This window comes from Pseudomonas sp. SDO524_S393 (assembly GCF_054071875.1).
On the sequence record NZ_JBSVVZ010000021.1, the window covers coordinates 61,251 to 82,047 of the forward strand.

21 protein-coding genes are annotated in these 20,797 nt (G+C 60.8%); 9 read left to right on the plus strand and 12 right to left on the minus strand.

Annotation, left to right across the window (positions count from 1 at the left end; all coding sequences use genetic code 11):
- Window positions 1–468, plus strand: coding sequence for a recombination regulator RecX (gene recX / locus ACW9IB_RS11875; RefSeq protein WP_457413759.1), 468 nt, complete (start codon window positions 1–3; stop codon window positions 466–468).
- Between the two features lie 238 nt (window positions 469–706).
- Here the strand turns inward: recX and ACW9IB_RS11880 are convergent, their stop codons facing one another.
- Both ACW9IB_RS11880 and ACW9IB_RS11885 read right to left on the minus strand, forming a co-directional pair.
- Window positions 707–1,819 (minus strand): LOG family protein, encoded by a 1,113-nt coding sequence (locus ACW9IB_RS11880; protein ID WP_457413760.1) that lies wholly within the window; start codon window positions 1,817–1,819, stop codon window positions 707–709.
- A 380-nt stretch (window positions 1,820–2,199) separates the two neighbouring features.
- The gene (locus tag ACW9IB_RS11885; protein WP_457365022.1) at window positions 2,200–2,640 is read right to left on the minus strand and encodes a PA3611 family quorum-sensing-regulated virulence factor; all 441 of its coding nucleotides are present in this window, start codon (window positions 2,638–2,640) and stop codon (window positions 2,200–2,202) included.
- Between the two features lie 180 nt (window positions 2,641–2,820).
- Between ACW9IB_RS11885 and ACW9IB_RS11890 the strand changes: the two genes are divergently transcribed.
- The 3 genes from ACW9IB_RS11890 to ACW9IB_RS11900 all read left to right on the plus strand — a co-directional run bounded on the left by ACW9IB_RS11890 (window position 2,821) and on the right by ACW9IB_RS11900 (window position 4,768).
- The gene (locus ACW9IB_RS11890) at window positions 2,821–3,540 is read left to right on the plus strand and encodes a tRNA-uridine aminocarboxypropyltransferase (protein WP_457365021.1); all 720 of its coding nucleotides are present in this window, start codon (window positions 2,821–2,823) and stop codon (window positions 3,538–3,540) included.
- Between the two features lie 139 nt (window positions 3,541–3,679).
- On the plus strand, window positions 3,680–4,330 hold the full coding sequence (gene erdR / locus ACW9IB_RS11895; protein ID WP_457365020.1) for a response regulator transcription factor ErdR: 651 nt from the start codon (window positions 3,680–3,682) through the stop codon (window positions 4,328–4,330).
- 75 nt (window positions 4,331–4,405) lie between these two features.
- Window positions 4,406–4,768: a diacylglycerol kinase gene (locus tag ACW9IB_RS11900; protein WP_017137081.1), complete on the plus strand. Its 363-nt coding sequence runs from the start codon at window positions 4,406–4,408 to the stop codon at window positions 4,766–4,768.
- Between the two features lie 2 nt (window positions 4,769–4,770).
- On the opposite strand, the gene ACW9IB_RS11905 is transcribed toward ACW9IB_RS11900, so the two are convergent.
- Entirely contained in the window at window positions 4,771–5,697 is a 927-nt protein-coding gene (locus ACW9IB_RS11905; RefSeq protein ID WP_457365019.1) for a LysR family transcriptional regulator, read from the minus strand.
- 124 nt (window positions 5,698–5,821) lie between these two features.
- On the opposite strand from ACW9IB_RS11905, the gene fpr reads away from it, so the two are divergent.
- Window positions 5,822–6,601 carry a ferredoxin-NADP reductase gene (fpr, locus tag ACW9IB_RS11910; RefSeq protein ID WP_003189055.1) on the plus strand — a complete coding sequence of 260 codons (780 nt, stop codon included), beginning with the start codon at window positions 5,822–5,824 and terminating at the stop codon, window positions 6,599–6,601.
- A 152-nt stretch (window positions 6,602–6,753) separates the two neighbouring features.
- Here the strand turns inward: fpr and tsaA are convergent, their stop codons facing one another.
- The 6 genes from tsaA to rimO all read right to left on the minus strand — a co-directional run bounded on the left by tsaA (window position 6,754) and on the right by rimO (window position 10,854).
- On the minus strand, window positions 6,754–7,449 hold the full coding sequence (tsaA, locus tag ACW9IB_RS11915) for a tRNA (N6-threonylcarbamoyladenosine(37)-N6)-methyltransferase TrmO (protein WP_457413762.1): 696 nt from the start codon (window positions 7,447–7,449) through the stop codon (window positions 6,754–6,756).
- 3 nt (window positions 7,450–7,452) lie between these two features.
- Window positions 7,453–7,914 (minus strand): DUF1456 family protein, encoded by a 462-nt coding sequence (locus tag ACW9IB_RS11920; protein WP_457365017.1) that lies wholly within the window; start codon window positions 7,912–7,914, stop codon window positions 7,453–7,455.
- Between the two features lie 67 nt (window positions 7,915–7,981).
- Window positions 7,982–8,692, minus strand: a complete 711-nt coding sequence (locus ACW9IB_RS11925; RefSeq protein ID WP_457413763.1) for an rRNA pseudouridine synthase — start codon at window positions 8,690–8,692, stop codon at window positions 7,982–7,984.
- Between the two features lie 27 nt (window positions 8,693–8,719).
- On the minus strand, window positions 8,720–8,887 hold the full coding sequence (locus ACW9IB_RS11930; RefSeq protein ID WP_457413765.1) for a hypothetical protein: 168 nt from the start codon (window positions 8,885–8,887) through the stop codon (window positions 8,720–8,722).
- Complete coding sequence (locus ACW9IB_RS11935) at window positions 8,880–9,347, minus strand: GNAT family N-acetyltransferase (protein WP_457365015.1); 468 nt, start codon at window positions 9,345–9,347, stop codon at window positions 8,880–8,882. Before ACW9IB_RS11935 ends, ACW9IB_RS11930 begins: the two co-directional genes overlap by 8 nt.
- Before the next feature lie 166 nt (window positions 9,348–9,513).
- Window positions 9,514–10,854: a 30S ribosomal protein S12 methylthiotransferase RimO gene (rimO, locus tag ACW9IB_RS11940; RefSeq protein ID WP_457413766.1), complete on the minus strand. Its 1,341-nt coding sequence runs from the start codon at window positions 10,852–10,854 to the stop codon at window positions 9,514–9,516.
- Between the two features lie 287 nt (window positions 10,855–11,141).
- Between rimO and ACW9IB_RS11945 the strand changes: the two genes are divergently transcribed.
- From ACW9IB_RS11945 to ACW9IB_RS11960, 4 genes are all read left to right on the plus strand, one after another.
- Window positions 11,142–13,043, plus strand: a complete 1,902-nt coding sequence (locus ACW9IB_RS11945) for a potassium transporter Kup (RefSeq protein WP_457413767.1) — start codon at window positions 11,142–11,144, stop codon at window positions 13,041–13,043.
- A 123-nt stretch (window positions 13,044–13,166) separates the two neighbouring features.
- Window positions 13,167–14,273: an NADH:flavin oxidoreductase/NADH oxidase gene (locus tag ACW9IB_RS11950; RefSeq protein ID WP_457413768.1), complete on the plus strand. Its 1,107-nt coding sequence runs from the start codon at window positions 13,167–13,169 to the stop codon at window positions 14,271–14,273.
- A 101-nt stretch (window positions 14,274–14,374) separates the two neighbouring features.
- Window positions 14,375–14,920 (plus strand): GNAT family N-acetyltransferase, encoded by a 546-nt coding sequence (locus ACW9IB_RS11955; protein ID WP_457413770.1) that lies wholly within the window; start codon window positions 14,375–14,377, stop codon window positions 14,918–14,920.
- Window positions 14,921–15,116: 196 nt separating this feature from the next.
- Complete coding sequence (locus ACW9IB_RS11960; RefSeq protein WP_457365008.1) at window positions 15,117–15,302, plus strand: hypothetical protein; 186 nt, start codon at window positions 15,117–15,119, stop codon at window positions 15,300–15,302.
- Between the two features lie 50 nt (window positions 15,303–15,352).
- Here the strand turns inward: ACW9IB_RS11960 and ACW9IB_RS11965 are convergent, their stop codons facing one another.
- From ACW9IB_RS11965 to ACW9IB_RS11975, 3 genes are all read right to left on the minus strand, one after another.
- Window positions 15,353–16,978, minus strand: a complete 1,626-nt coding sequence (locus ACW9IB_RS11965) for a glucan biosynthesis protein D (protein ID WP_457413771.1) — start codon at window positions 16,976–16,978, stop codon at window positions 15,353–15,355.
- A 240-nt stretch (window positions 16,979–17,218) separates the two neighbouring features.
- Entirely contained in the window at window positions 17,219–19,081 is a 1,863-nt protein-coding gene (locus tag ACW9IB_RS11970; RefSeq protein WP_457413772.1) for an NAD(P)-binding protein, read from the minus strand.
- A gap of 151 nt (window positions 19,082–19,232) precedes the next feature.
- Window positions 19,233–20,657: a gamma-aminobutyraldehyde dehydrogenase gene (locus ACW9IB_RS11975; RefSeq protein WP_457413773.1), complete on the minus strand. Its 1,425-nt coding sequence runs from the start codon at window positions 20,655–20,657 to the stop codon at window positions 19,233–19,235.
- Between the last annotated feature and the right edge of the window lie 140 nt (window positions 20,658–20,797).

Sequence of the window (20,797 nt, forward strand, 5' to 3'; positions counted from 1 at the left end):
ATGACAGTTGTACTGGATACACTCGTCGCCGTTCGGCGCACTGCCATGGACCTGCTCGCTCGCCGTGAGCATGGTCGAGTCGAGCTGACGCGTAAATTGCGTCAGCGCGGCGCAGAACCCGAGATGATCGAGACAGCCCTTGATCGCTTGACGGAAGAGGGGCTGTTATCGGAAGCCCGTTACCTCGAAAGTTTTGTCTCCTACCGAGCCCGTTCCGGCTATGGTCCGGCACGGATTCGCGAGGAATTGAGCCAGCGCGGCCTGCACCGCGCCGATATCGACCTTGCCCTACGTGAGTGTGGTATCAGCTGGCAAGCGCAGTTGGAAGACACCTGGCGCCGCAAGTTTTCGGGGCATCTGCCCATTGATGCCAAGGAGCGAGCCAAACAGGGGCGCTTCCTGAGCTATCGCGGATTCTCGATGGACATGATCAGCCGCTTATTGAGTGGTCGTGATCTGGACGACTGAGCATAGGCTGTTGTGGTGAGCGGGCTTGTTTCTGATGAACAGGCATGATTTGGTGAGTGGCCGTGTTTCGGATGAGTAGGCTTGTTCGTGTTGAGCGTGCTTGTTTGTGGTGAGCGGGCTTGTCCCGCGCTGGGCTGCGCAGCAGCCCCAATCGCCCCACGGTTTAAATCGGAAGTATTCAAAGCATCCAAGGGCCCACTATGAAAATAGTGGGCCCTTTTTTTTCGTCTGCAAAAAATCAAGCCGGTTGTGGCGCTACCCGCTGCTGCGTCTTCCCCTGCGCCTGTGCCCAGTTTTCCGGCAAGTTGATGTAGTCCACCAACTCCCGCAACCGCCCCTGGTCGCGCCCATTGAAGTTGAACACCAGGCGTGTCAAATGGCTGAACTTTGCTTCGTCATGTTCTTCGCCGGTATACGCGAGCTGCTGGAATTCCCCACTCAGTCGCAGGCTGGCGAACTCGTTCTGCAAGTGGGCCAGCGCCCGCTCACTGAGTGGATGGTTCATGCGCACGACAAACTCACGCTTGAGCCAGCGGGTGGAGTGGAAGTTGGCATAAAACTGATTGATTTCCTCCACGGCCTCTTCTGCGCTGTGCACCAGTCGCACGAGTTTGAGGTCGGTCGGCAGGATATAGCGATTGGCTTCCAGTTGGCTGCGGATAAAGTCCAGGGCGCCTTGCCAGAACCCACCACCTGGCGCGTCCAGCAACACCACCGGCACCAGCGGGCTCTTGCCGGTCTGGATCAGGGTCAATACCTCCAGCGCTTCATCCAGGGTGCCAAAACCGCCGGGGCACAGCACCAGTGCATCAGCCTCTTTGACGAAGAACAGCTTGCGGGTAAAGAAAAAGTGGAATGACAGCAGGTTGTCGGTGCCATCGATGGTCGGGTTGGCGTGCTGTTCAAACGGCAAGGTGATATTGAAACCCAGGCTGTGCGCCAGGCCAGCACCTTCGTGTGCCGCTGCCATGATGCCGCCGCCGCCGCCGGTGATCACCATCAAGTCCGATTTTGCCAGCAGTGCGCCGACTTCCCGGGCCAAGGCATACAGTGGGCTTTCCACCGGGGTGCGTGCCGAGCCGAACACCGTCACCTTGCGTCGTCCCTTGAACTGTTCGAGCACGCGGAAGGCGTTGTCCAGTTCGCGGATGGCTTGCAGGGTGATCTTGGCATTCCAGCGGTTGCGGTCGTCCTGGGCCATGCGCAACACGGTAAGGATCATGTCGCGGTACAGAGGGATATTCGGGCTGTTGGGCGCGATCAGCTGGAGTTGTGCGTCGACCTGCTGCGTGAGGTCGGTCCCGTTTTCTTCAAAATGCCGAAGCAGGCTGTCATTCGGTTCGTAAGGCATTCAACTTCTCCTTCTTCACAGAACCGGGGGCCACGGCGAAAAATTCGTCCGGGGCCACGACACAGCTTGTGTCGCTGCATGCCGCTGGCATTGCACGGTATTCGCCAGGCGGCAAACGGGCTCTGTATGTTCCTTGTGATTTGGAAACCTTTGCACTGCACGTTGCAGGAGGGCAACCCTCTTTTGCCCTGAAAATGTTACAGAACGGTGTGGAAACCATTGTGAACGGGCGGCTGGAATGACTCGATCATGGGCTGAAAAACCCTTGGCTGGCAACCGCTTATTGATCATTCACCACGGAGTTTAGCGGCTGCCTGGCAATCGGTAGCGGGGGAGTTGCGCGCTACGGGACAGCAGCGCGCGAGGGGAGACGGGAAGGCTTACTTTTTCTTCTTCGCAGCAGCCGGTGCCGGGCAATCGGCTTCCACGAACTTGACCGAAGCCACCGGGCGGTTGGTCTTGTTCTCGGTGATTTCGTAGCGCATCACGGCGCCTTTGGCCATCAGTTCGCGATAGCCCTTGTTCAGGCACACGCTTTGGCCCAACTGGAAATACACCGCCTTGGGGTTGGCGCGCATCTGTTCGGCCCGGTCCGGCATGACGCTCAGGTGATCGATCAGTTGCATGCCCTCGACGGTATAGGCCACTTCCAGGGTTTTTTCGTCGATTTCCCGGGGCAGGTCCTTGTTGCTTTCAGCTGCGACGCTTTGCAGCTTGCGGTTCATTTGGACCTCCAGCAGCGAGGCCGCCTGGGCGCCCACGGGCACTACCAGCGCAAGGGCGATGGAGGGGGCGGCAAGGCGCAGCATGGAACGCAACATGAAACTCTCCTGATTCGGGTACTGGTGCATAGACCAGCCACTGCGCTGGGCGTTCAGTGGCGCGCAATTATAGGTGACCGTTCGCCACTACAGCCAGGCGTATCGCTGGTAAACTGCGGCCACTTCAGTCCTGCCCCGAGTTTTCACTGTGCCGATTTACCCATCCCGGCGGCGTCACCCATGAGCCACGCTGTTTCCCGCCTGCGCACCCAGCGCCTGGCCCGCGCTGTACGGCCGTTTCTCAATCGGGGTTCCCGTGCCGAGCGCTGTCCCGGCTGCCGGGTTATCCCGCAATACTGCCTGTGCGCCTGGCGGCCCAAGGTGGTGGCCCAATCCGCCATGTGTCTGTTGATGCATGATGTCGAGCCGATGAAGCCCAGCAACACCGGCTGGCTGATTGCCGATGTGATTGAGGACACGACGGCCTTTACCTGGTCACGCACGGAAGTCGACCCGGATTTGCTCACCCTGCTGGCCGATCCGCAGTGGCAACCCTACATCGTGTTTCCTGGTGAATTCGTCGCTCCCGAGCGTGTTGTCAGTGAAGTCAGGGTCGAGGAGGGCAAGCGCCCGCTGTTTATCCTGCTGGATGGCACCTGGAGCGAAGCACGCAAGATGTTCCGCAAGAGCCCGTACCTGGAACACTTGCCGGTGTTGAGCCTGGCGTCGGAACAGTTGTCACGCTACAAACTGCGCCGTTCCAAGCGCGATGATCATTTCTGCACGGCCGAAGTCGCAGCGCTGTGCCTGGAACTGGCCGACGACAATGCCGCCAGTGAAGTACTCGACGCCTATCTGGATGTGTTCAGCAGCCATTACCTGGCCGCCAAGTTCCAGTTGCCCCTGGATCCGACGGACAGTGTTCACACGCGCCTTGCGCCCTATGTCCCGACGCCATGACCAGACGACGTTTGCATGATGGCACCCCGCACCCGTAACCCGCTAAAATGCCTGCGGGCGTAGAGCTTGACCCCCCAGACTACGCTGGGCATGCTGGGCGCCGATCAGGGCTCCCATAAAAAACAGGATCATTTAATCAATGGCCACATACGAAATCCTGATAGCCGATGACCACCCGCTGTTTCGCAGTGCACTGCACCAGGCTGTGACCCTGGGGTTGGGTTCGGACGTGCGCCTGGTTGAAGTGGCCAGCATTGCCGAGCTGGAAGCGCGCCTGACCGAGAAGTCCGACTGGGACCTGGTGCTGCTCGACCTGAATATGCCCGGCGCCTATGGGTTTTCCGGTCTGGTGCTGTTGCGTGGGCAGTACCCGCAGATCCCCGTGGTGATGGTCTCGGCCCAGGAAGAAGCCGATGTGGTGGTGCGCTCCAAGGAGTTTGGCGCCAGCGGTTTCATTCCCAAGTCCAGCACCATGGACGAGATCCAGAAAGCCGTGCGCACGGTGCTGGACGGCGAAGTGTCCTGGCCGCCCCAGGCATTCGAGCACATCAACGTGTCCGACGAGGCCAAGGCCGCCCGTGATGGCCTCGCCAGCCTCACCCCCCAGCAATTTCGCGTGCTGACCATGGTCTGCGAAGGGTTGCTGAACAAGCAGATCGCCTACGAGTTGAACGTGTCCGAAGCCACCATCAAGGCCCACGTCACGGCGATTTTCCGCAAGCTGGGCGTGCGGACCCGGACCCAGGCGGCGTTGCTTTTGCAACAACTTGAGTCAATTTCGCAGCATTGAGTTGTCACCGCTTCACGCTTTTTTGACTTGGCGTGATCTAGTTTCCCCACTTCTTTGGTTCAGTTGCCTACGTCTATGTCACCTTTCAAGGGTCAAACCGGTATCAAGCGGATCTTCAATGCGGGGGGCTATTCCCTGGATGGCCTGCGCGCGGCATTCACGGGCGAGGCGGCTTTCCGTCAGTTGGTGCTGCTCAACGTGATCCTGATTCCGCTGAGCTTTTTCCTGCACGTCAGCCGTGTGGAGCGCGCGCTGCTGATCGCCGTGTGCCTGCTGGCCTTGATCGTCGAACTGCTCAACTCGGCGGTGGAAGCGGCGATCGACCGTATCTCCCTGGACCGTCATCCGTTGTCGAAAAACGCCAAGGACATGGGCAGTGCCGCGCAATTCGTGGCGCTCACCATGATCACCCTGGTGTGGGCCGTGATTCTGATCTGAGGTCAGGCAATGCTCGGCAGCACGATTTCGTCGCTGCGCTGAACACCGGCGGTAAAGGCGCGGCACAGGTCCAGAAACTCGCGCATTGCTGACGTCTGGTATTTCTGTTTATGCCAGATGAAATAAAACTGCCGGGACAGGTCCAGATCCGGTGTTTCCACCGGCACCAGGCTGCCACGTCGAAACGCGTCGCGCAGTGCCAGCCGGGAAATGCAGCCAATCCCCAGGCCTGACTCGACTGCCCGTTTGATCGCCTCGGTGTGTTCCAGCTCCAGGCGGATATTCAGCGCGCTGCGATGATGACGCATCGCCTGGTCGAAGGTCAGACGCGTGCCCGAGCCCTGCTCCCGCAGGATCCACGCCTCATGGGTCAGTTCCTCCAGGGTGGCCACGCCACACTTGGCCAAGTGATGTTGGGGCGCGCAAAACACCACCAGTTCGTCTTCGACCCAGGTTTTGACCTCGATGTCCGGGTGGCTGCAGTCGCCTTCGATTAGACCCAAGTCAATTTCGTAATGGGCCACCTGGTGCACGATATGGGCAGTGTTCTGCACATGCAGCTTCACCTGGCTCTCGGGGTGTTGCTGCATGAAGCTGCCGATCAACAGCGTGGCCAGGTAGTTGCCGATGGTCAGGGTAGCGCCGACTGCCAGGGAGCCGAAGCCTGACTTGCCGTTGAGCAGGTCCTCGATCTCCTTGGCCTGGTCCAGCAGCGCTACCGCCTGGGGTAACAGCTGATGGCCGAGGGCGTTGAGGCTCAGGCGTTTACCCGCGCGGTCGAATAATTGACAGCTGGATTGACGCTCCAGCTCGGTGATCGAGGTGCTGGCGGCAGATTGAGATAAGGCCAGAAGACCCGCAGCGCGGGAGACGCTTTCCTGCTGGGCAACGGCGACGAACACTTGAAGTTGACGGAGAGTAAATCGCATATCGATATAACCGATAACCCTTATCTTAATAATCCAGTTAACAGATATTGTCGCCGCCATTAGAATGCTGTGCAATTGCGCATCCCATCTTTGGCGCAGACCCATTTCCAGGAGTCCCCCGTACATGAGCAACATGAACCACGAGCGTGTCCTCAGTGTTCATCACTGGAACGACACTCTGTTCAGCTTCAAGTGCACCCGCGATCCGGGCCTGCGCTTCGAGAACGGTCAGTTCGTGATGATCGGCCTGCAACAGCCCAATGGCCGCCCACTCATGCGTGCTTACTCCATTGCCAGCCCGAACTGGGAAGAGCATCTGGAGTTCTTCAGCATCAAGGTCCCCGATGGCCCGTTGACTTCCCAATTGCAGCACTTGAAGGAAGGCGACGAGATCATCATCAGCAAAAAGCCGACAGGCACCCTGGTGCTTGACGATCTGAAGCCGGGCAAACACCTCTACCTGCTCAGCACCGGTACTGGCCTGGCGCCGTTCATGAGCGTGATCCAGGACCCGGAAACCTACGAGCGCTTCGAAAAGGTGATCCTGTGCCACGGCGTGCGTTACGTCAACGAAGTCGCCTATCGCGAGTTCATCACCGAGCACCTGCCGCAGAACGAGTTCTTCGGCGAGGCCCTGCGTGACAAGTTGATCTACTACCCGACCGTGACCCGCGAGCCGTTCGAAAACGAAGGCCGCCTGACCGACCTGATGCGCAGCGGCAAGCTGTTCAGCGACATCGGCCTGCCGCCGATCAACCCCGAGGACGACCGCGCCATGCTGTGCGGCAGCCCGAGCATGCTGGACGAAACCAGCGAAGTGCTGAACAGCTTCGGTCTGAAAGTTTCGCCACGGATGCGTGAGCCGGGTGATTACCTGATCGAGCGTGCGTTCGTCGAGAAGTAAACACCGCTACAAAAAATTGTGGGAGCTGGCTTGTGTGGGAGCTGGCTTGCCTGCGATAGCATCACTGCGGTGTGACCGACAACCGCTGTGCCTGCATCGCGGGCAAGCCCGGCTCCCACACAAGCCAGCCCACATTTTGGTTCCCGGTTTATTTAGCCGGCCACCAGCACTTCCAGCACACAAATCACCCCAGCCTCGGGATAGTGCCAGCGCACGTCCACATCCCAGAACTGCGCACCGTACTCGCGCTCCGGCCCAGGCGTCTGATACGCCGGCCGCGGGTCCTGCGCCAGGCACTGATCGATCAGCTCCACCAGCGGTTCGCCAAGGCGTTGAGCGTGGCCTTGTGCCTGTTGCAGCGCGGTCTTAAGCCACTGCACGGGAATCAACGGCGGTGCGCTACTGGCCATCTCGTTGGTGGCGGTGTCGATGATGTCGGCATAAGGCACGTAGGGCTTGATATCCAGGACCGGCGTGCCGTCCAGCAGATCGATCCCGGAAATCCACAGCCGTCCCGGCTCGACCTTGTCCAGTTTGACCACTGACTGGCCAATGCCATTGGGGCGGTGGGTCGCACGGGTGGCGAAAACTCCCATGGAGGTGTTGCCGCCCAGGCGCGGCGGTCGCACCTTCAGGCGGGGCTTGCCCTCGAGGGCCTGGTGGAACAGAAACAACAGCCACACGTGGCTGACCTGCTCCAGGCCCTGTAGCGCCTCGCCGCTGTCGAACGGCGCGACCAGTTCCAGCACGCCGCGTGCCGCTGGCGCCAGCTGCGGTTGGCGTGGGATGGCGAACTTCTCCTTGAAGCAGGAGCGCACAAAGCCGACAGGGGAGACCGGGTAACTCATGGTTTACGCACGAACCCGCAGCGTCAGCCCCTTGAGGAAGTTACGCAGCAACTGGTCGCCGCACGGACGGTAGTTGGTGTGGCCAAACTTGCGGAACAGCGCGCTCAGTTCAGGTTTGGACACCGGAAATTCGGCGGCCTTGAGGATGGCGTGCATGTCGTCCTCCTTCAGTTCGAAGGCCACGCGCAGCTTCTTGAGGATGATGTTATTGGTCACCGGGGTTTCGATGGGCTGGGGCGGGCGGCTCTCGTCCTTGCCGCGCTTGAAAATCACCAGGCCGTCGAGAAAGTGCGCCATGACCTCGTCCGGGCAGAACACAAAGCCCTCTTCCTCTTCTTTCTTGAGGTAGTTGAGCAAGTCGTCCCGGGTCACGTCCTGGCCGCCGAGCTTGATGATCTCGACCATCTTGTTGTCGCTGATGTCGAGCATGTAGCGCACGCTGCGCAGTACGTCGTTGTGAATCATTGGGCAATCCTGGTATTCAACTGAGGGCACCGCGCAACGGTGTCGATGCCGAGAAAAGAGGGGCGGCTCAGAACTTCTCTTTGCCGGACAAGTAACGCCATTGACCCACCGGTACCTTGCCGATGGACACGCCGCCGATGCGGATACGACGAATGGCAACCACGTTCAGGCCCACCGCCTCACAGAACGCGGCAATCACACCGGGTGCCGGGTTCTTCAAGGCGAAGCGCAGGCGGTTTTCGTTCTGCCAGCTGGCTTTGACCGCCGGCAGTTCACGGCCTTTGTACGTCAGGCCATGGGCCAGGCGGTTGAGGCCGTGCTCGATCATGTCGCCGGACACCTCGACCACGTATTCCTGCTCGATCTTGGCGGCATCGGCGGTCAATTTGCGCAGAATCTTCCAGTCCTGGGTAAACACCAGCAGGCCGCTGGCCCTGGCTTGCAGGTCGGCGCTGGCGGTCAGGCGCAGAAAGTGGCCTTTGAGCGGGCGTTTGCCGAAGCGATGTTCTTCGGACAGGGTGTCGGCGCTGATCGAGGCCATGGCCGTGTCGACATCCACGCCGGCCGGGGCGTGCAGCAGGATCGTCACCGGCTCCGGTGCGGTAGCCTTGGCATTCGGGTCCAGCTCGACCTTTTGGGTGGTGACCTTGAACTGCGGCTCGTCGACCACTTCACCGTCCACCGAGACCCAGCCGCCTTCGATAAACAGCTCAGCCTCCCGACGGGAGCAACCGACCAGTTCGATCAGGCGTTTGGAGAGGCGTATGGGGTCAGTCATGACAAGGGCCGTAACAAAAGGGGGCGGTTATTGTACCTGCCTGGCGCCGGTTAATCCCGGCTCCATTTCAATGCCGTGGTTTTTTGTGGGAGCTGGCTTGCCTGCAATGGCATCGCCTCGATACACCTGATACACCGAGTTGTTTGCATCGCAGGCAAGCCCGCTCCCACAGATCTTCGGTGTTTTGTCAGCCATGACTGATTTGCTGCTGGCGCAAACGCATATGCAACAACGGATAGGGCTGCCCCAGGCCATCATGCTCCGTGCGCCCGACCACCTCGAATCCCTGTTTGAAGTAAAACCCCAGCGCCTGGGGGTTCTGCTCGTTCACGTCCAGCTCATCGGCGTTCAAATGCTCGATCGCGTACGTCAGCAATTGTCGGCCCAAGCCTTCGCCCCGATGCTGCGGGTCAATAAACAGCATCTCGACCTTGCCCGCCGCTACCCCGGCAAACCCGGTGATGTGCTGGCGCGCGTCTTTGGTACAGATCAGCATCACTGCGTCCAGGTAGCGGGTCAGCACCAGGTTTTTCAGCAATACGATGTAGCTGTCCGGCAAAAAGTCGTGGGTGGCCCGCACCGAAGCCTCCCAGATGCGCGCAAGGTCCGCGAAGTCACTGGTTTTAGGTGTGTGGATAACCGAATGCTGACGCATGCCGCTGCCCCTCGCCGATGATTGGCGCCAATGGGCAAAACGATAGACGTAAAAAAGCCCCGCATCTTGTCCAGAGGCGGGGCTTTTTCAATTTTTTACACTCAGTCGATTGTTCCCGCGCTCCGCGTGGGAATACATCCCGTGACGCTGTGCGTCACATCCTGGTTCAGTCGCGTTTTTCAGCCCACAGGTCGTATTCGTCGGCATCGGTCACGGTGCACCACACCTTGTCACCCGGCTTCAAGCCGCTGGCATCGTCGATGAACACGTTGCCGTCGATCTCCGGCGCATCGAAGAAGCAACGGCCAACGGCGCCTTGCTCGTCGACTTCGTCGATCAGCACTTCGATTTTCTTGCCGATGCGCAATTGCAGGCGTGCGGAGCTGATGGCCTGTTGATGCGCCATGAAGCGCTCCCAACGGTCCTGCTTGACGTCGTCCGGCACCACTTCCAGGTCGAGCAGGTTGGCCGGGGCGCCTTCAACCGGGGAGTACTGGAAGCAGCCGACGCGGTCCAGCTGGGCTTCGGTCAGCCAGTCCAGCAGGTACTGGAAGTCTTCTTCGGTTTCGCCGGGGAAGCCGACGATGAAGGTCGAACGGATGATCAGTTCAGGGCAGATTTCGCGCCAGTTCTTGATGCGCGCCAGGGTTTTGTCTTCGAAGGCCGGGCGTTTCATCGCCTTCAATACTTTAGGGCTGGCGTGCTGGAACGGGATGTCCAGGTACGGCAGGATCTTGCCGGCGGCCATCAGTGGGATCAGTTCGTCCACGTGCGGGTACGGGTAAACGTAGTGCAGGCGCACCCATACGCCCAGGCTGCTCAAGGCTTCGCAGAGTTCGGTCATGCGGGTTTTCACTGGCGCGCCGTTCCAGAAACCGGTGCGGTATTTCACGTCGACGCCGTAGGCGCTGGTGTCCTGGGAGATCACCAACAGCTCTTTCACGCCGGATTTCACCAGACGCTGGGCCTCGTCCAGTACATCGCCCACCAGGCGGCTCACCAATTTACCGCGCATCGACGGGATGATGCAGAAGCTGCAGCTGTGGTTGCAGCCTTCGGAAATCTTCAGGTACGCGTAGTGGCGTGGCGTCAGCTTGATGCCTTGCGGCGGCACCAGGTCGATCAGCGGGTTATGGTCCTGCTTGGGCGGCACCACTTCGTGCACGGCGTTGACCACCTGCTCGTACTGCTGCGGACCGGTCACGGCCAGGACGCTTGGGTGCACATCGCGGATATTGCCTTCTTCCACGCCCATGCAGCCGGTCACGATGACCTTGCCGTTTTCCTTGATCGCTTCGCCGATCACTTCCAGGGACTCCGCCTTGGCCGAGTCGATGAAGCCACAGGTGTTGACCACTACCACGTCGGCGTCCTGATAAGTGGACACCACGTCATAACCTTCCATGCGCAGTTGGGTCAGGATGCGCTCGGAGTCGACCAGGGCCTTCGGGCAGCCCAGGGATACAAAGCCGACCTTTGGATTGGCCGTCGCGGGAGTGGTGGACATGTCTAACCTCGGTATTGAATGACGCCGCCGCCATGAAAGGCAGGGCAGCGGACGGGCGCTTGGCGCGCCTCTGATCAAAAAGTGCGCAATTCTAGCGACGGGCAGCGCACTTGACCAGCTTTATGCAGGGAAATACGACGAGTGCTGCGCTATGCTTCGCGCCGTTGCACACAGGTAAAACCCCTGGGTCAATAAAACGTCTGTTACGAGAAGTAAAACAGCGCATGCTAGGGTCAGTTCAGCGCGCTGTTTATAAATGACCGCAGGTCAAAGGGCAGGAGTGGTTGATGGGTCACGCAAGTAGTCAGGCAGCAGGTGCCGAGCATTCCAATGCCAAACCGATTGGCATGCTGGTGGCGGCGGTCGGGGTGGTTTATGGCGATATCGGCACCAGCCCGCTCTACACCCTTAAAGAGGTGTTCACTGGCGGTTATGGGGTTCAGGTCAATCACGACGGCGTGCTGGGCATCCTCGCGCTGATCTTCTGGTCGCTGATCTGGGTGGTGTCGATCAAATACATGCTGTTCGTGTTGCGGGCCGACAACCAGGGCGAGGGCGGCATCATGGCCCTGACGGCGCTGGCGCGTCGGGCGGCAGGCGAGCGCAGGAAATTGCGCAGCTTCCTGGTGGTCTGCGGCTTGTGCGGGGCGGCGCTGTTCTACGGTGACAGCATGATCACCCCGGCGATTTCGGTGCTTTCGGCCATCGAGGGGTTGGAACTGGCATTCGATGGCCTGGAAAAATGGGTCGTGCCCATCGCACTGATCGTGCTGGTGGCCCTATTCCTGATCCAGAAACACGGCACCGACCGCATCGGCAAGCTGTTCGGCCCGGTGATGGTCACCTGGTTCCTGGTACTGGGTGGCCTGGGCGTGTATGGCATCACCCTGCACCCTGAAGTGCTCAATGCCATGAACCCGATCTGGGCTGTGCGGTTTTTCGAGGCTCACCCGGGCATCGGCCTGGCGATCCTGGGCGCGGTGGTCCTGGCGCTGACCGGCGCCGAGGCGCTGTATGCCGACATGGGCCACTTCGGCCGTAAACCCATTGCCCGTGCCTGGTTCATCCTGGTGCTGCCGGCGCTGGTGCTCAACTACTTCGGTCAGGGCGCCATGTTGCTGGGCGATCCGGAAGCCGCGCGCAACCCGTTCTACCTGCTGGCGCCAAGCTGGGCGCTGATTCCGCTGGTGGTGCTGTCCACCCTGGCCACGGTGATCGCCTCCCAGGCAGTGATTTCCGGCGCGTTCTCGCTGACACGCCAGGCGATCCAGTTGGGTTACATCCCACGCATGCACATTCAGCACACATCCAGTGCCGAACAGGGCCAGATCTACATCGGCGCGGTGAACTGGTCGTTGATGGTCGGCGTGATTCTGCTGGTGCTGGGTTTCGAGTCCTCCAACGCGCTGGCTTCGGCTTACGGCGTGGCGGTGACCGGCACCATGCTGATGACCACCATTCTGGTGTCGGCGGTGATGCTGCTGCTGTGGAAGTGGCCACCGGTGCTGGCCGTGCCGGTGCTGGTCTGCTGCCTGCTGGTGGATGGCCTGTATTTTGCCGCCAACGTGCCGAAGATCATTCAGGGCGGCGCCTTCCCGGTGCTGGCGGGGATCGTGCTGTTCGTGCTGATGACCACCTGGAAGCGCGGCAAGCAACTGCTGGTGGACCGTCTCGACGAGGGCGGTCTGCCGTTGCCGATCTTCATCGGCAGCATCCGCGTGCAGCCGCCGCATCGCGTGCAGGGCGCGGCGGTGTTCCTCACGGCCCGCCCGGATGCCGTGCCCCATGCGCTGCTGCACAACCTGTTGCACAACCAGGTGCTGCATGAGCAAGTGGTGCTGTTGACGGTGGTCTACGAGGACATTCCCCGCGTGCCGGTCACGCGGCGTTTCGAGGTGGATTCCTACGGCGAAGGTTTCTTCCGGGTGATCCTGCACTTCGGTTTTGCCGACGAACCGGATGTGCCCGAAGCCTTGAAGCTGTGCCATCTGGACGAGCTGGATTTCAGCCCGATGCGCACCACTTACTTCCTCAGCCGGGAAACCGTCATCGCTTCGCGCATCAAGGGCATGGCACGCTGGCGCGAAGCGCTGTTCGCGTTCATGTTGAAGAACGCCAACGGCAACCTGCGCTTCTTCAAGCTGCCGGTCAACCGCGTGATCGAGCTGGGTACCCAGGTCGAAATGTAATCCGCCGTTGTACGGGAGCCGGCAATCGGCTCCCGTTTTCCTTTCTGAACCCTGTGCATTTCGACGTTGTCGACTAGGCTCTAAGCACGAAACAGTGCCCATAGAACCCAGAAGAGGTGCGCCATGAGTCAGCTGCTCGAACCCTACACCCTCCGTGAATTGACCCTGCTCAACCGCATCGCGGTCTCACCGATGTGCCAGTACTCGGCGGTCGACGGTCTGGCCAATGACTGGCACCTTGTCCACCTGGGCAGCCGCGCCGTGGGCGGCGCAGGCCTGATCTTCACCGAAGCCACCGCTGTGACCGCCGATGGTCGTATTACCGCCCAGGACCTTGGTCTGTGGAACGACGCACAGATCGAACCCTTGCAGCGCATCACTCGATTTATCGCCGCCCAAGGCGCCGTGGCCGGCATTCAATTGGCCCACGCCGGGCGCAAGGCCAGTACCCATCGTCCCTGGATCGGCAAGCATGGCAGCGTCAAACCGGCAGATGGCGGCTGGGTGCCGGTGGGGCCGTCGCCCATTGCCTTCGACCCGACCTATACACAACCCAGGCAGTTGGATGAAGGGCAGATCCGTCAGGTAATCGATGATTTCGTCGCGGCGGCCAAACGCGCATTGACCGCCGGTTTCAAGGTGGTGGAAGTGCACGCTGCCCATGGTTACCTGTTGCACCAGTTCCTGTCGCCGATCAGCAATCAGCGTCAGGACCAATACGGTGGCTCGTTCGAGAACCGTATCCGCCTGGTACTGGACGTGACCCGGGCCGTACGCGAAGTCTGGCCTCAGGAGCTACCGTTGTTCGTGCGAGTGTCGGCCACCGATTGGGTGGAAGACGGTTGGAACCCGGATGAAACCGTGGAGCTCGCGCGACGCCTCAAAGACCTGGGCGTGGACTTGATCGACGTGTCGTCGGGCGGTACGGCGGCCAATGCCGAGATCCCCACCGGCCCCGGCTACCAGACACGGTTCGCCGAGCGCGTGCGCAAGGAGTCCGGCATCGCCACGGGCACGGTGGGCATGATCACCGAACCGGCCCAGGCCGAGCATATTTTGCGCACCTGCCAGGCCGACATCATTTTCCTGGCCCGCGAGTTGTTGCGCGACCCTTACTGGCCACTGCATGCCGATGACGACCTGGGCGGGCGCAAGGCGGTGTGGCCGGCGCAATACCAGCGGGCGACCCACCGCGACCAGCCGATCCATGAGTCTGATCTGAGGGATTGACCCCGCTTGCGTTTCACCCGAACCCACCCTGACCGGTGGGTTTTTTGTTGCTTGGGCCGAGGGGAATGCTGATCCTTGTGGCTTCAAAGCAGGAGGCCATCATGTGGATGGAAAGAGCGTTAACCGAAAACGATATCCCGTTGCTGGCGACCATCGACCGTACGGAGCAGGTTCACGAATGTTATCGCGTGGAAAACGGCGAGCTGGTGCTGTACGCCGATTATCACGACATGCGCGGCTGGCCTGAAGGCGAGGCCGAACAGGATGCCATTGCGCTGCGTGCCTGCCTCCAGCGAGGCGGCTGGCTGTGGGGCGTGTTCGACGGGCCGGCGCTGGTAGCGGCGGTGGTGGTGGACAACCGGCCTCTTCACCAGCAGGGCCTGCACTTGCGCCAGTTGAAGTTCCTGCATGTCAGCCAATCCGCTCGCGGCCAGGGGCTGGGCAGCCGTTTGTTCGCGCTGGCCTGCGAGCAGGGTCGGCAAGCCGGAGCGGATGCCCTGTATGTGTCGGCCACCGAATCGCGCAACACCGTGGACTTCTATCGGCGCCATGGCTGCCGGTTGTTGTCCCGGCCCGATCCGGACCTGTATGCCCAAGAGCCTCACGATATTCATCTGTATCGAATGCTGGATGAGAAAGGGCTGTAGGTCTTTGTTACCGAAGCGGTTTTTTTAAGTGAATACTCTAAAAAAATCCCACGTGTCACGAGATTGTTTCTACGCTTAGGGTAAGTCTGATTTCTGGCCCAGGGAGTCAGTCTGTTTGCTCGCTGAGGCATTGCGCTTCACGGGAGGCGGGTGATGGGCACCAGGAGCATTTGATTGATATCAGGAGAAACAGTCCATGGCCAAATCCTATGGCGTAGCGGTTATGTTGGTGTCTTTTCTGTTCCGCGGGCTGCCTTTGCGGGGGCGCCGGTTGAGCGTGGAAGAGGCAGAGTTGCTGACGCAGTATCGAGCGCTGACTGAGAACGACCAGGTGGCGATGCGTTATCTGATCGGGGCGATGAGGAGTGTTTCGCGGTTTTAAAGCAATCTGAAAGAGATCGCTCCCACGCAGCGCGTGGGAGCGATCGGCTATCAGGTGTACTTGCGCTGGTCCGGTGCCGGCGGGAAGTACTGGTACAACCAGGTCTCGCTCAAGGTGCGATCCTGGGTGCGGATAAACAGGCGCAGTTCTACCGGTTCTACGCTGTCGCTGGTCGGGTACCAGTCGAACAGGATGCGGTAGCCCTTGATGCTGTCGAGCACCAGCACGCTGAAATCCTTCACCTGGCCGTGGGAACAGGTCACCACGGGTTCGATGCCGGTACCCGGTGGCAGACGGTCCAGGCCGCCGCCCTTGAAGTCCACGGCAAAACGACGTGCCCACACTTCAGGGTAGTGCTCGCCCGGTGCCCAGCCTTCGGTGAAACCGCCCATGCCGGAGCGGGTCGCGTCCACTTGCGCCAACGGCGTGCTCACCGGTGGCAGGGCGCTCCAGTAAAGCTTGTAGCCATAGTTGAGCGAGTCGCCGGCGGCCACGGGTTTTTTCGGGGTCCAGAAGGCCACGATATTGTCCAGGGTCTCGCCGGTGGTGGGGATTTCCAGCAGGTCGATGGAGCCTTCGCCCCAGGCCGTCGTCGGTTCGACCCACAGGCTTGGACGCTTGCTGTACCAGTCCACCGTGTCCTGGTAGCTGGCGAACTCGTGGTCGGTCTGCACCAGGCCGAAGCCTTTCGGGTCTTTGTCGGCAAAGGCGTTGAACTGCAACTTGGCCGGGTTGTTCAGCGGGCGGCAGATCCATTCACCGTTGCCACGCCACATCGCCAGGCGGTCGGAGTCGTGGATTTGCGGGTGGATGGTGTCGCACATGCGGCGCTCGTGAGTGCCGCAACTGAACATGCTGGTCATCGGCGCGATGCCCAGTTGTTCGATGGTGGTACGCGCGTTGATATGGGCGTCGATGGCCATTACCACCTGGTTGGCCTGGCAGTCGATGTCGAAGCGGTAGGCACCAGTGGCGCTCGGCGAGTCGAGCAGGGCGTAGACCACGAAGCGGGTGGCGTTCTTGTCCGGGGTTTCAAACCAGAACTGCGTGAAATCGGGAAACTCCTCGCGTTTTTTCGCGTAGGTGTCGATGGCCAGGCCGCGCGCCGAAAGGCCGTACTGGCCGGTGTTGTCCACCGCGCGGAAGTAGCTGGCGCCAAGGAATGACAGCACGTCATGGCGGTCCAGCTCCGGCGCTTTGAACAGCTTGAAGCCGGAGAAACCCAGGTCACCGGTCAGTTGTTTGGTGTCGACCGTGGTCTTTTCATAATTGAACAGCGACGGGCGGAAATGCACCTCGCGCGCTTCACGGGTCTTGGGGTCGACGCTGTGCATGCGTACCGGTGTCTTGAAACCCATGCCGACGTGGAAGAACTGCACGTCGAGCTGGCCATTCAAGTCTTTCCACAGCGAATGCTTGCCGTCGTAGCCGATGGCGTTGAAATTCTGTGGGGTCATGGTCGCCAGAGTCGGCGGCAGCACCTGTTTGGTGTCTTTGTAAGCGGTCCCGGCGAGTTGCCTGGCCTGGGCTTTCAAGGTTTCAAAGTCGAACGCCACGGCCTTGCCGTCAGCGGCGCGGTTCCCGGCCCAGGCCTGCGCGGCCAGCAGGCCACTGGCCGACAAACCGGTGTAAGCCGCAATGGCCATGGACGCTTTGAGCAAATTCCTGCGGTGCATAGAGACAACCTGTCGTGAGCTGATCCCACGCCGTTCCTGGCGTTTAGTGGATAAGAAATTACGGTTCGGACATGCCTTCGGCCAAACGCAACGGACGTTAAACAGACGCCGGATAGCTTAAGCGGTTCGATGAAGAAGGAAAAATGATTGATGGCGGGGTGATGGCTTTGCAAATGCGACAAGACATTTCCAAATGTCAGGCAGCCCTGTAGTGAGCGGGCAAGCCCGCTCACTACAAGTTCAGGCTACTTCGCCAACGGCGCGGTACGCCTCATCAATCGCCGCATGGGCATACGCGCTCCACGCCGCGTCGGAGTTGGCAATGCTTACATGCCCCACCGGTTGTTTCGCCAGTTTCATCCACGCTTCGCTCTGGTCCGCATCATCGAACAGACTGTTGGAGAAGCTCGCATAACCATGTGACCAACGGTTGACCGTGATCGCCAGAATGTCGGTCTCATGGTTGAACCCGCCCGGGCCGAGCATGCGTTGCAGTTGGTCGCGCAACTGCGCTTCGAGTTGCTCGAACGTCTGCCCGTACAATTTGCCTCGCCCGGCGCGGGCCTGGTCGCGGGCGTTCATGCCGCTGTTGGGGCTGGTCGGCACGTAGACCATGTGCAAGCCAATCGGCTGCGTCGTGTCGCGCGGGTGGTCGTAGCCGCCCATGCTCACCGGGTAATCCAGCTTGATGCGGCTGTAAGGTTGGGTCGCCGCATAAATCTCATGCACCCCCAGCTTCTGGAACGACTGCCAATTGCGGATTACCACCTTGGTGTACACCAGCGGGTACTTCACGTTCTGGCTCAAGGCATGGGCCTGGGGCGCCGGCAGGTCCTTCAACAGGTACGGGATCATCATGTTGTAACAGGCCAGGATGCAGCGTTTGCCACGCACCTGGGCCAATTGCCCACCCCGGCTGTAGCCGATGTGCACGCTGTCGCCCACGTTACGCACACTGACGGCCGTGCTGTTCAGGCGCAGGCGCACCGGCGCTTTGGGCTGGTCGAGCCTGGCGTAGTCAAAGGCCGCCAGCACGATATCGTCCATGGTGTGTCCCGGCGCCACGCCCGGGATCAGGCTGCGCACCAGCAGGCGCGCCAGCGAGGCGTTGCCATCGGGGAAGTGGTAGATGTAGGGCTCTTCCATTTCCGCAGCGGCTTCTTCGCTGATCGGTGCCAGGTTCATGCCGCCAAACCCTGGGAAACCCACGCTGTAGGCATCAGCAGCAGCGACCGCATCAATGCTCAATGCCATGAAATCATTGGTGCGGCTCTGAAAGTACTTCACCGCACCTTCCGACAAACCTACGTTTTTGAGCAGGAAATCGCGGTAGCTGGTGGCGGCGAGGTAGCTGGCCTTTTCCTCGGCGGTTTTGCCCGGCAGGTAATCCCTGGGGGCGGTGTGCAGTTCGATCAGGGCCTGGCGGTCGGCTTGGGGCAGCGGGAAGTCATTGATGAAGTCGCGCAGGGCGCGTGCATTGAGTTGGTCCGGCGCGATGTCGTCGGCCACCATGGGCGTCGGGTCGCCAGTCACCAGTTTGTCTTCGCCGAAGTTTTCCTTGTCGAAAAACACCCCGCGCGACAACCCGAGACTGGGGTAGAACGGGCGGTCGAACGCGGTTTCGAAGCGCTTGATATTCACCCCGAGTTTCTTCAACAGCCCGTTCACTTCCTGGCTGTAGAGGTGGTTGGGCGACTGGAACGCTTCGCTGCCGCCGTAGCCGATGATCAGGCGGCCACCCGCCTGGAATTCATTGCGCTTGGCGTGGCCGCCGAAATCATCGTGGTTTTCCAGGATCAGGATCTTCGCCTTGGGGTGCTTCTCGCGGTAGAACCAGGCCGCCGACAGACCACTCAAACCGCCGCCCACCACCACCAGGTCGTAGTCCTCGCTGATCGGCAGTGGGTCGGTGTCGAACACCTTCTTTTCCCAGCCCATCTGGTGCGCCACTTCGAACGAACCGGCATGGCTGCCTCGCAAGCCGGTGAGGGCGGGCGGGTAGTAGCGGCCATCCGGGGCGGCTTGCAGCAGTTGCAGCGGGGTCATACCGGCGGCAACGGTAATGGCGACGCCGTTGAGGAAGTCGCGGCGGGTGATATCCATGGGGAAGAACCTGAATTTTATTGTTATGAGAGGAAACTTGTGTGGACGGGCTTTTTGTGGGAGCGGGCTTTCTCGCGAAGGCGGTGGACCAGTCGATGAATACGGTGACTGACAGACTGCTTTCGCGGGCAACCCCGCTCCCACACAAGCCTCAGTGCTTGAACATCACATGGCGCACGGTGGTGTAGTCCTCCAGCCCGTACATGGACATGTCCTTGCCATACCCCGACAGTTTCTGACCGCCATGGGGCATTTCGCTGACGAGCATGAAGTGGGTGTTCACCCAGGTGCAGCCGTACTGCAAGCGTGCGGCCAGGCGATGGGCGCGGCCGACATCGGCGGTCCATACGGACGACGCCAGGCCGTAGTCCGAATCGTTGGCCCAGCCCAGCACCTGTGCCTCGTCGGTGAACTTTGTCACCGACACCACCGGCCCGAACACTTCGCGGCGCACGATTTCATCGTCCTGCTGTGCGTCGGCCAATACGGTGGGTTCAAAGAAGAACCCATTGCCTTCCACCGCCTTGCCGCCGGTGACCAGGCGAATGTGCGGTTGCGCCACCGCGCGCTCGACAAACCCGGCCACGCGGTCGCGATGCTGTGCGGTGATCAGCGGGCCCAGCTCGGTGGCCGGGTCATCCTGCAAGCCGTACTTGATGCTGGCGACCGCTGCGCCAAGCTTCTCGACAAAGGCATCATAGATGTCTGCTTGCGCATAGATCCGGCACGCCGCCGTGCAATCCTGGCCGGCGTTGTAGAAACCGAAGGTGCGAATGCCTTCCACGGCGGCATCGATATCGGCGTCATTGAAGATGATCACCGGGGCCTTGCCGCCCAGTTCCATGTGCATGCGTTTCACGCTGTCGGCGGTGCTGGAGATGATGTTCGCGCCGGTGGCGATGGAGCCGGTCAGCGACACCATGCGCACTTTCGGGTGGGTTACCAGCGGGCTGCCGACGCTTGGCCCACGGCCAAACACCAGGTTGAGTACGCCGGCGGGGAAAATATCCGCTGCCAGTTCAACCAGGCGCAACGCGGTCAGCGGGGTTTGTTCCGACGGCTTGAGCACCACGGTATTACCGGCGGCCAGGGCCGGAGCGATTTTCCAGGCGACCATCATCAAGGGGTAGTTCCACGGCGCGATGGAGGCGATTACGCCCACCGGGTCGCGGCGGATCATCGACGTGTGGCCGGGCAGGTATTCGCCGCCCGCCGAACCGCTCATGCAACGGCTGGCGCCGGCAAAGAAGCGGAACACATCGGCAATCGCCGGGATCTCGTCGTTCAGCGCGGCGCTGTAGGGCTTGCCGCAGTTGTCCGATTCCAGCCTGGCCAGCTCTTCGCCGTGGCTTTCGATCACGTCCGCCAGTTTCAGCAGCAGCAGGGAGCGGTCCTTGGGCGCGGTTTGCGACCAGCTTTCGAACGCCGTATCGGCGGCGCGCACGGCGGCATCGACCTGGGCTTCGCTGGCCTCGTTGATTTCCACCAGCACGCGGCCCAGGGCCGGGTTGAAGACGGCTTGGGCCGGGCCTTCGCCTTCGACCAGGTGGCCGTTGATCAAGAGTTTGGTTTGCATGGTTCAGTTCTCCTCAAAACGACTGTTTCTCCCTGAAGAAACGCTGTTCAACTGTGGGAGCTGGCTTGCCTGCGATAGCGGCAGATCAGCTGGCCGATTCATCAACCGGCAGACTGCAATCGCAGGCAAGCCAGCTCCCA

Bases quoted from the DNA above. Each gene is read 5' to 3' on its own strand.
- rimO (WP_457413766.1), bottom strand. From the start codon at position 10,854: ATGTCCACCACTCCCGCGACGGCCAATCCAAAGGTCGGCTTTGTATCC.
- ACW9IB_RS11975 (WP_457413773.1), bottom strand. From the start codon at position 20,657: ATGCAAACCAAACTCTTGATCAACGGCCACCTGGTCGAAGGCGAAGGC.
- ACW9IB_RS11900 (WP_017137081.1), top strand. From the start codon at position 4,406: ATGTCACCTTTCAAGGGTCAAACCGGTATCAAGCGGATCTTCAATGCG.
- ACW9IB_RS11970 (WP_457413772.1), bottom strand. From the start codon at position 19,081: ATGGATATCACCCGCCGCGACTTCCTCAACGGCGTCGCCATTACCGTT.
- ACW9IB_RS11920 (WP_457365017.1), bottom strand. From the start codon at position 7,914: ATGATTCACAACGACGTACTGCGCAGCGTGCGCTACATGCTCGACATC.
- recX (WP_457413759.1), top strand. From the start codon at position 1: ATGACAGTTGTACTGGATACACTCGTCGCCGTTCGGCGCACTGCCATG.
- ACW9IB_RS11925 (WP_457413763.1), bottom strand. From the start codon at position 8,692: ATGACTGACCCCATACGCCTCTCCAAACGCCTGATCGAACTGGTCGGT.
- ACW9IB_RS11965 (WP_457413771.1), bottom strand. From the start codon at position 16,978: ATGCACCGCAGGAATTTGCTCAAAGCGTCCATGGCCATTGCGGCTTAC.
- fpr (WP_003189055.1), top strand. From the start codon at position 5,822: ATGAGCAACATGAACCACGAGCGTGTCCTCAGTGTTCATCACTGGAAC.
- ACW9IB_RS11885 (WP_457365022.1), bottom strand. From the start codon at position 2,640: ATGTTGCGTTCCATGCTGCGCCTTGCCGCCCCCTCCATCGCCCTTGCG.
- ACW9IB_RS11945 (WP_457413767.1), top strand. From the start codon at position 11,142: ATGGGTCACGCAAGTAGTCAGGCAGCAGGTGCCGAGCATTCCAATGCC.
- erdR (WP_457365020.1), top strand. From the start codon at position 3,680: ATGGCCACATACGAAATCCTGATAGCCGATGACCACCCGCTGTTTCGC.
- ACW9IB_RS11905 (WP_457365019.1), bottom strand. From the start codon at position 5,697: ATGCGATTTACTCTCCGTCAACTTCAAGTGTTCGTCGCCGTTGCCCAG.
- ACW9IB_RS11930 (WP_457413765.1), bottom strand. From the start codon at position 8,887: ATGGCTGACAAAACACCGAAGATCTGTGGGAGCGGGCTTGCCTGCGAT.
- ACW9IB_RS11955 (WP_457413770.1), top strand. From the start codon at position 14,375: ATGTGGATGGAAAGAGCGTTAACCGAAAACGATATCCCGTTGCTGGCG.
- ACW9IB_RS11935 (WP_457365015.1), bottom strand. From the start codon at position 9,347: ATGCGTCAGCATTCGGTTATCCACACACCTAAAACCAGTGACTTCGCG.
- ACW9IB_RS11890 (WP_457365021.1), top strand. From the start codon at position 2,821: ATGAGCCACGCTGTTTCCCGCCTGCGCACCCAGCGCCTGGCCCGCGCT.
- ACW9IB_RS11960 (WP_457365008.1), top strand. From the start codon at position 15,117: ATGGCCAAATCCTATGGCGTAGCGGTTATGTTGGTGTCTTTTCTGTTC.
- tsaA (WP_457413762.1), bottom strand. From the start codon at position 7,449: ATGAGTTACCCGGTCTCCCCTGTCGGCTTTGTGCGCTCCTGCTTCAAG.
- ACW9IB_RS11950 (WP_457413768.1), top strand. From the start codon at position 13,167: ATGAGTCAGCTGCTCGAACCCTACACCCTCCGTGAATTGACCCTGCTC.
- ACW9IB_RS11880 (WP_457413760.1), bottom strand. From the start codon at position 1,819: ATGCCTTACGAACCGAATGACAGCCTGCTTCGGCATTTTGAAGAAAAC.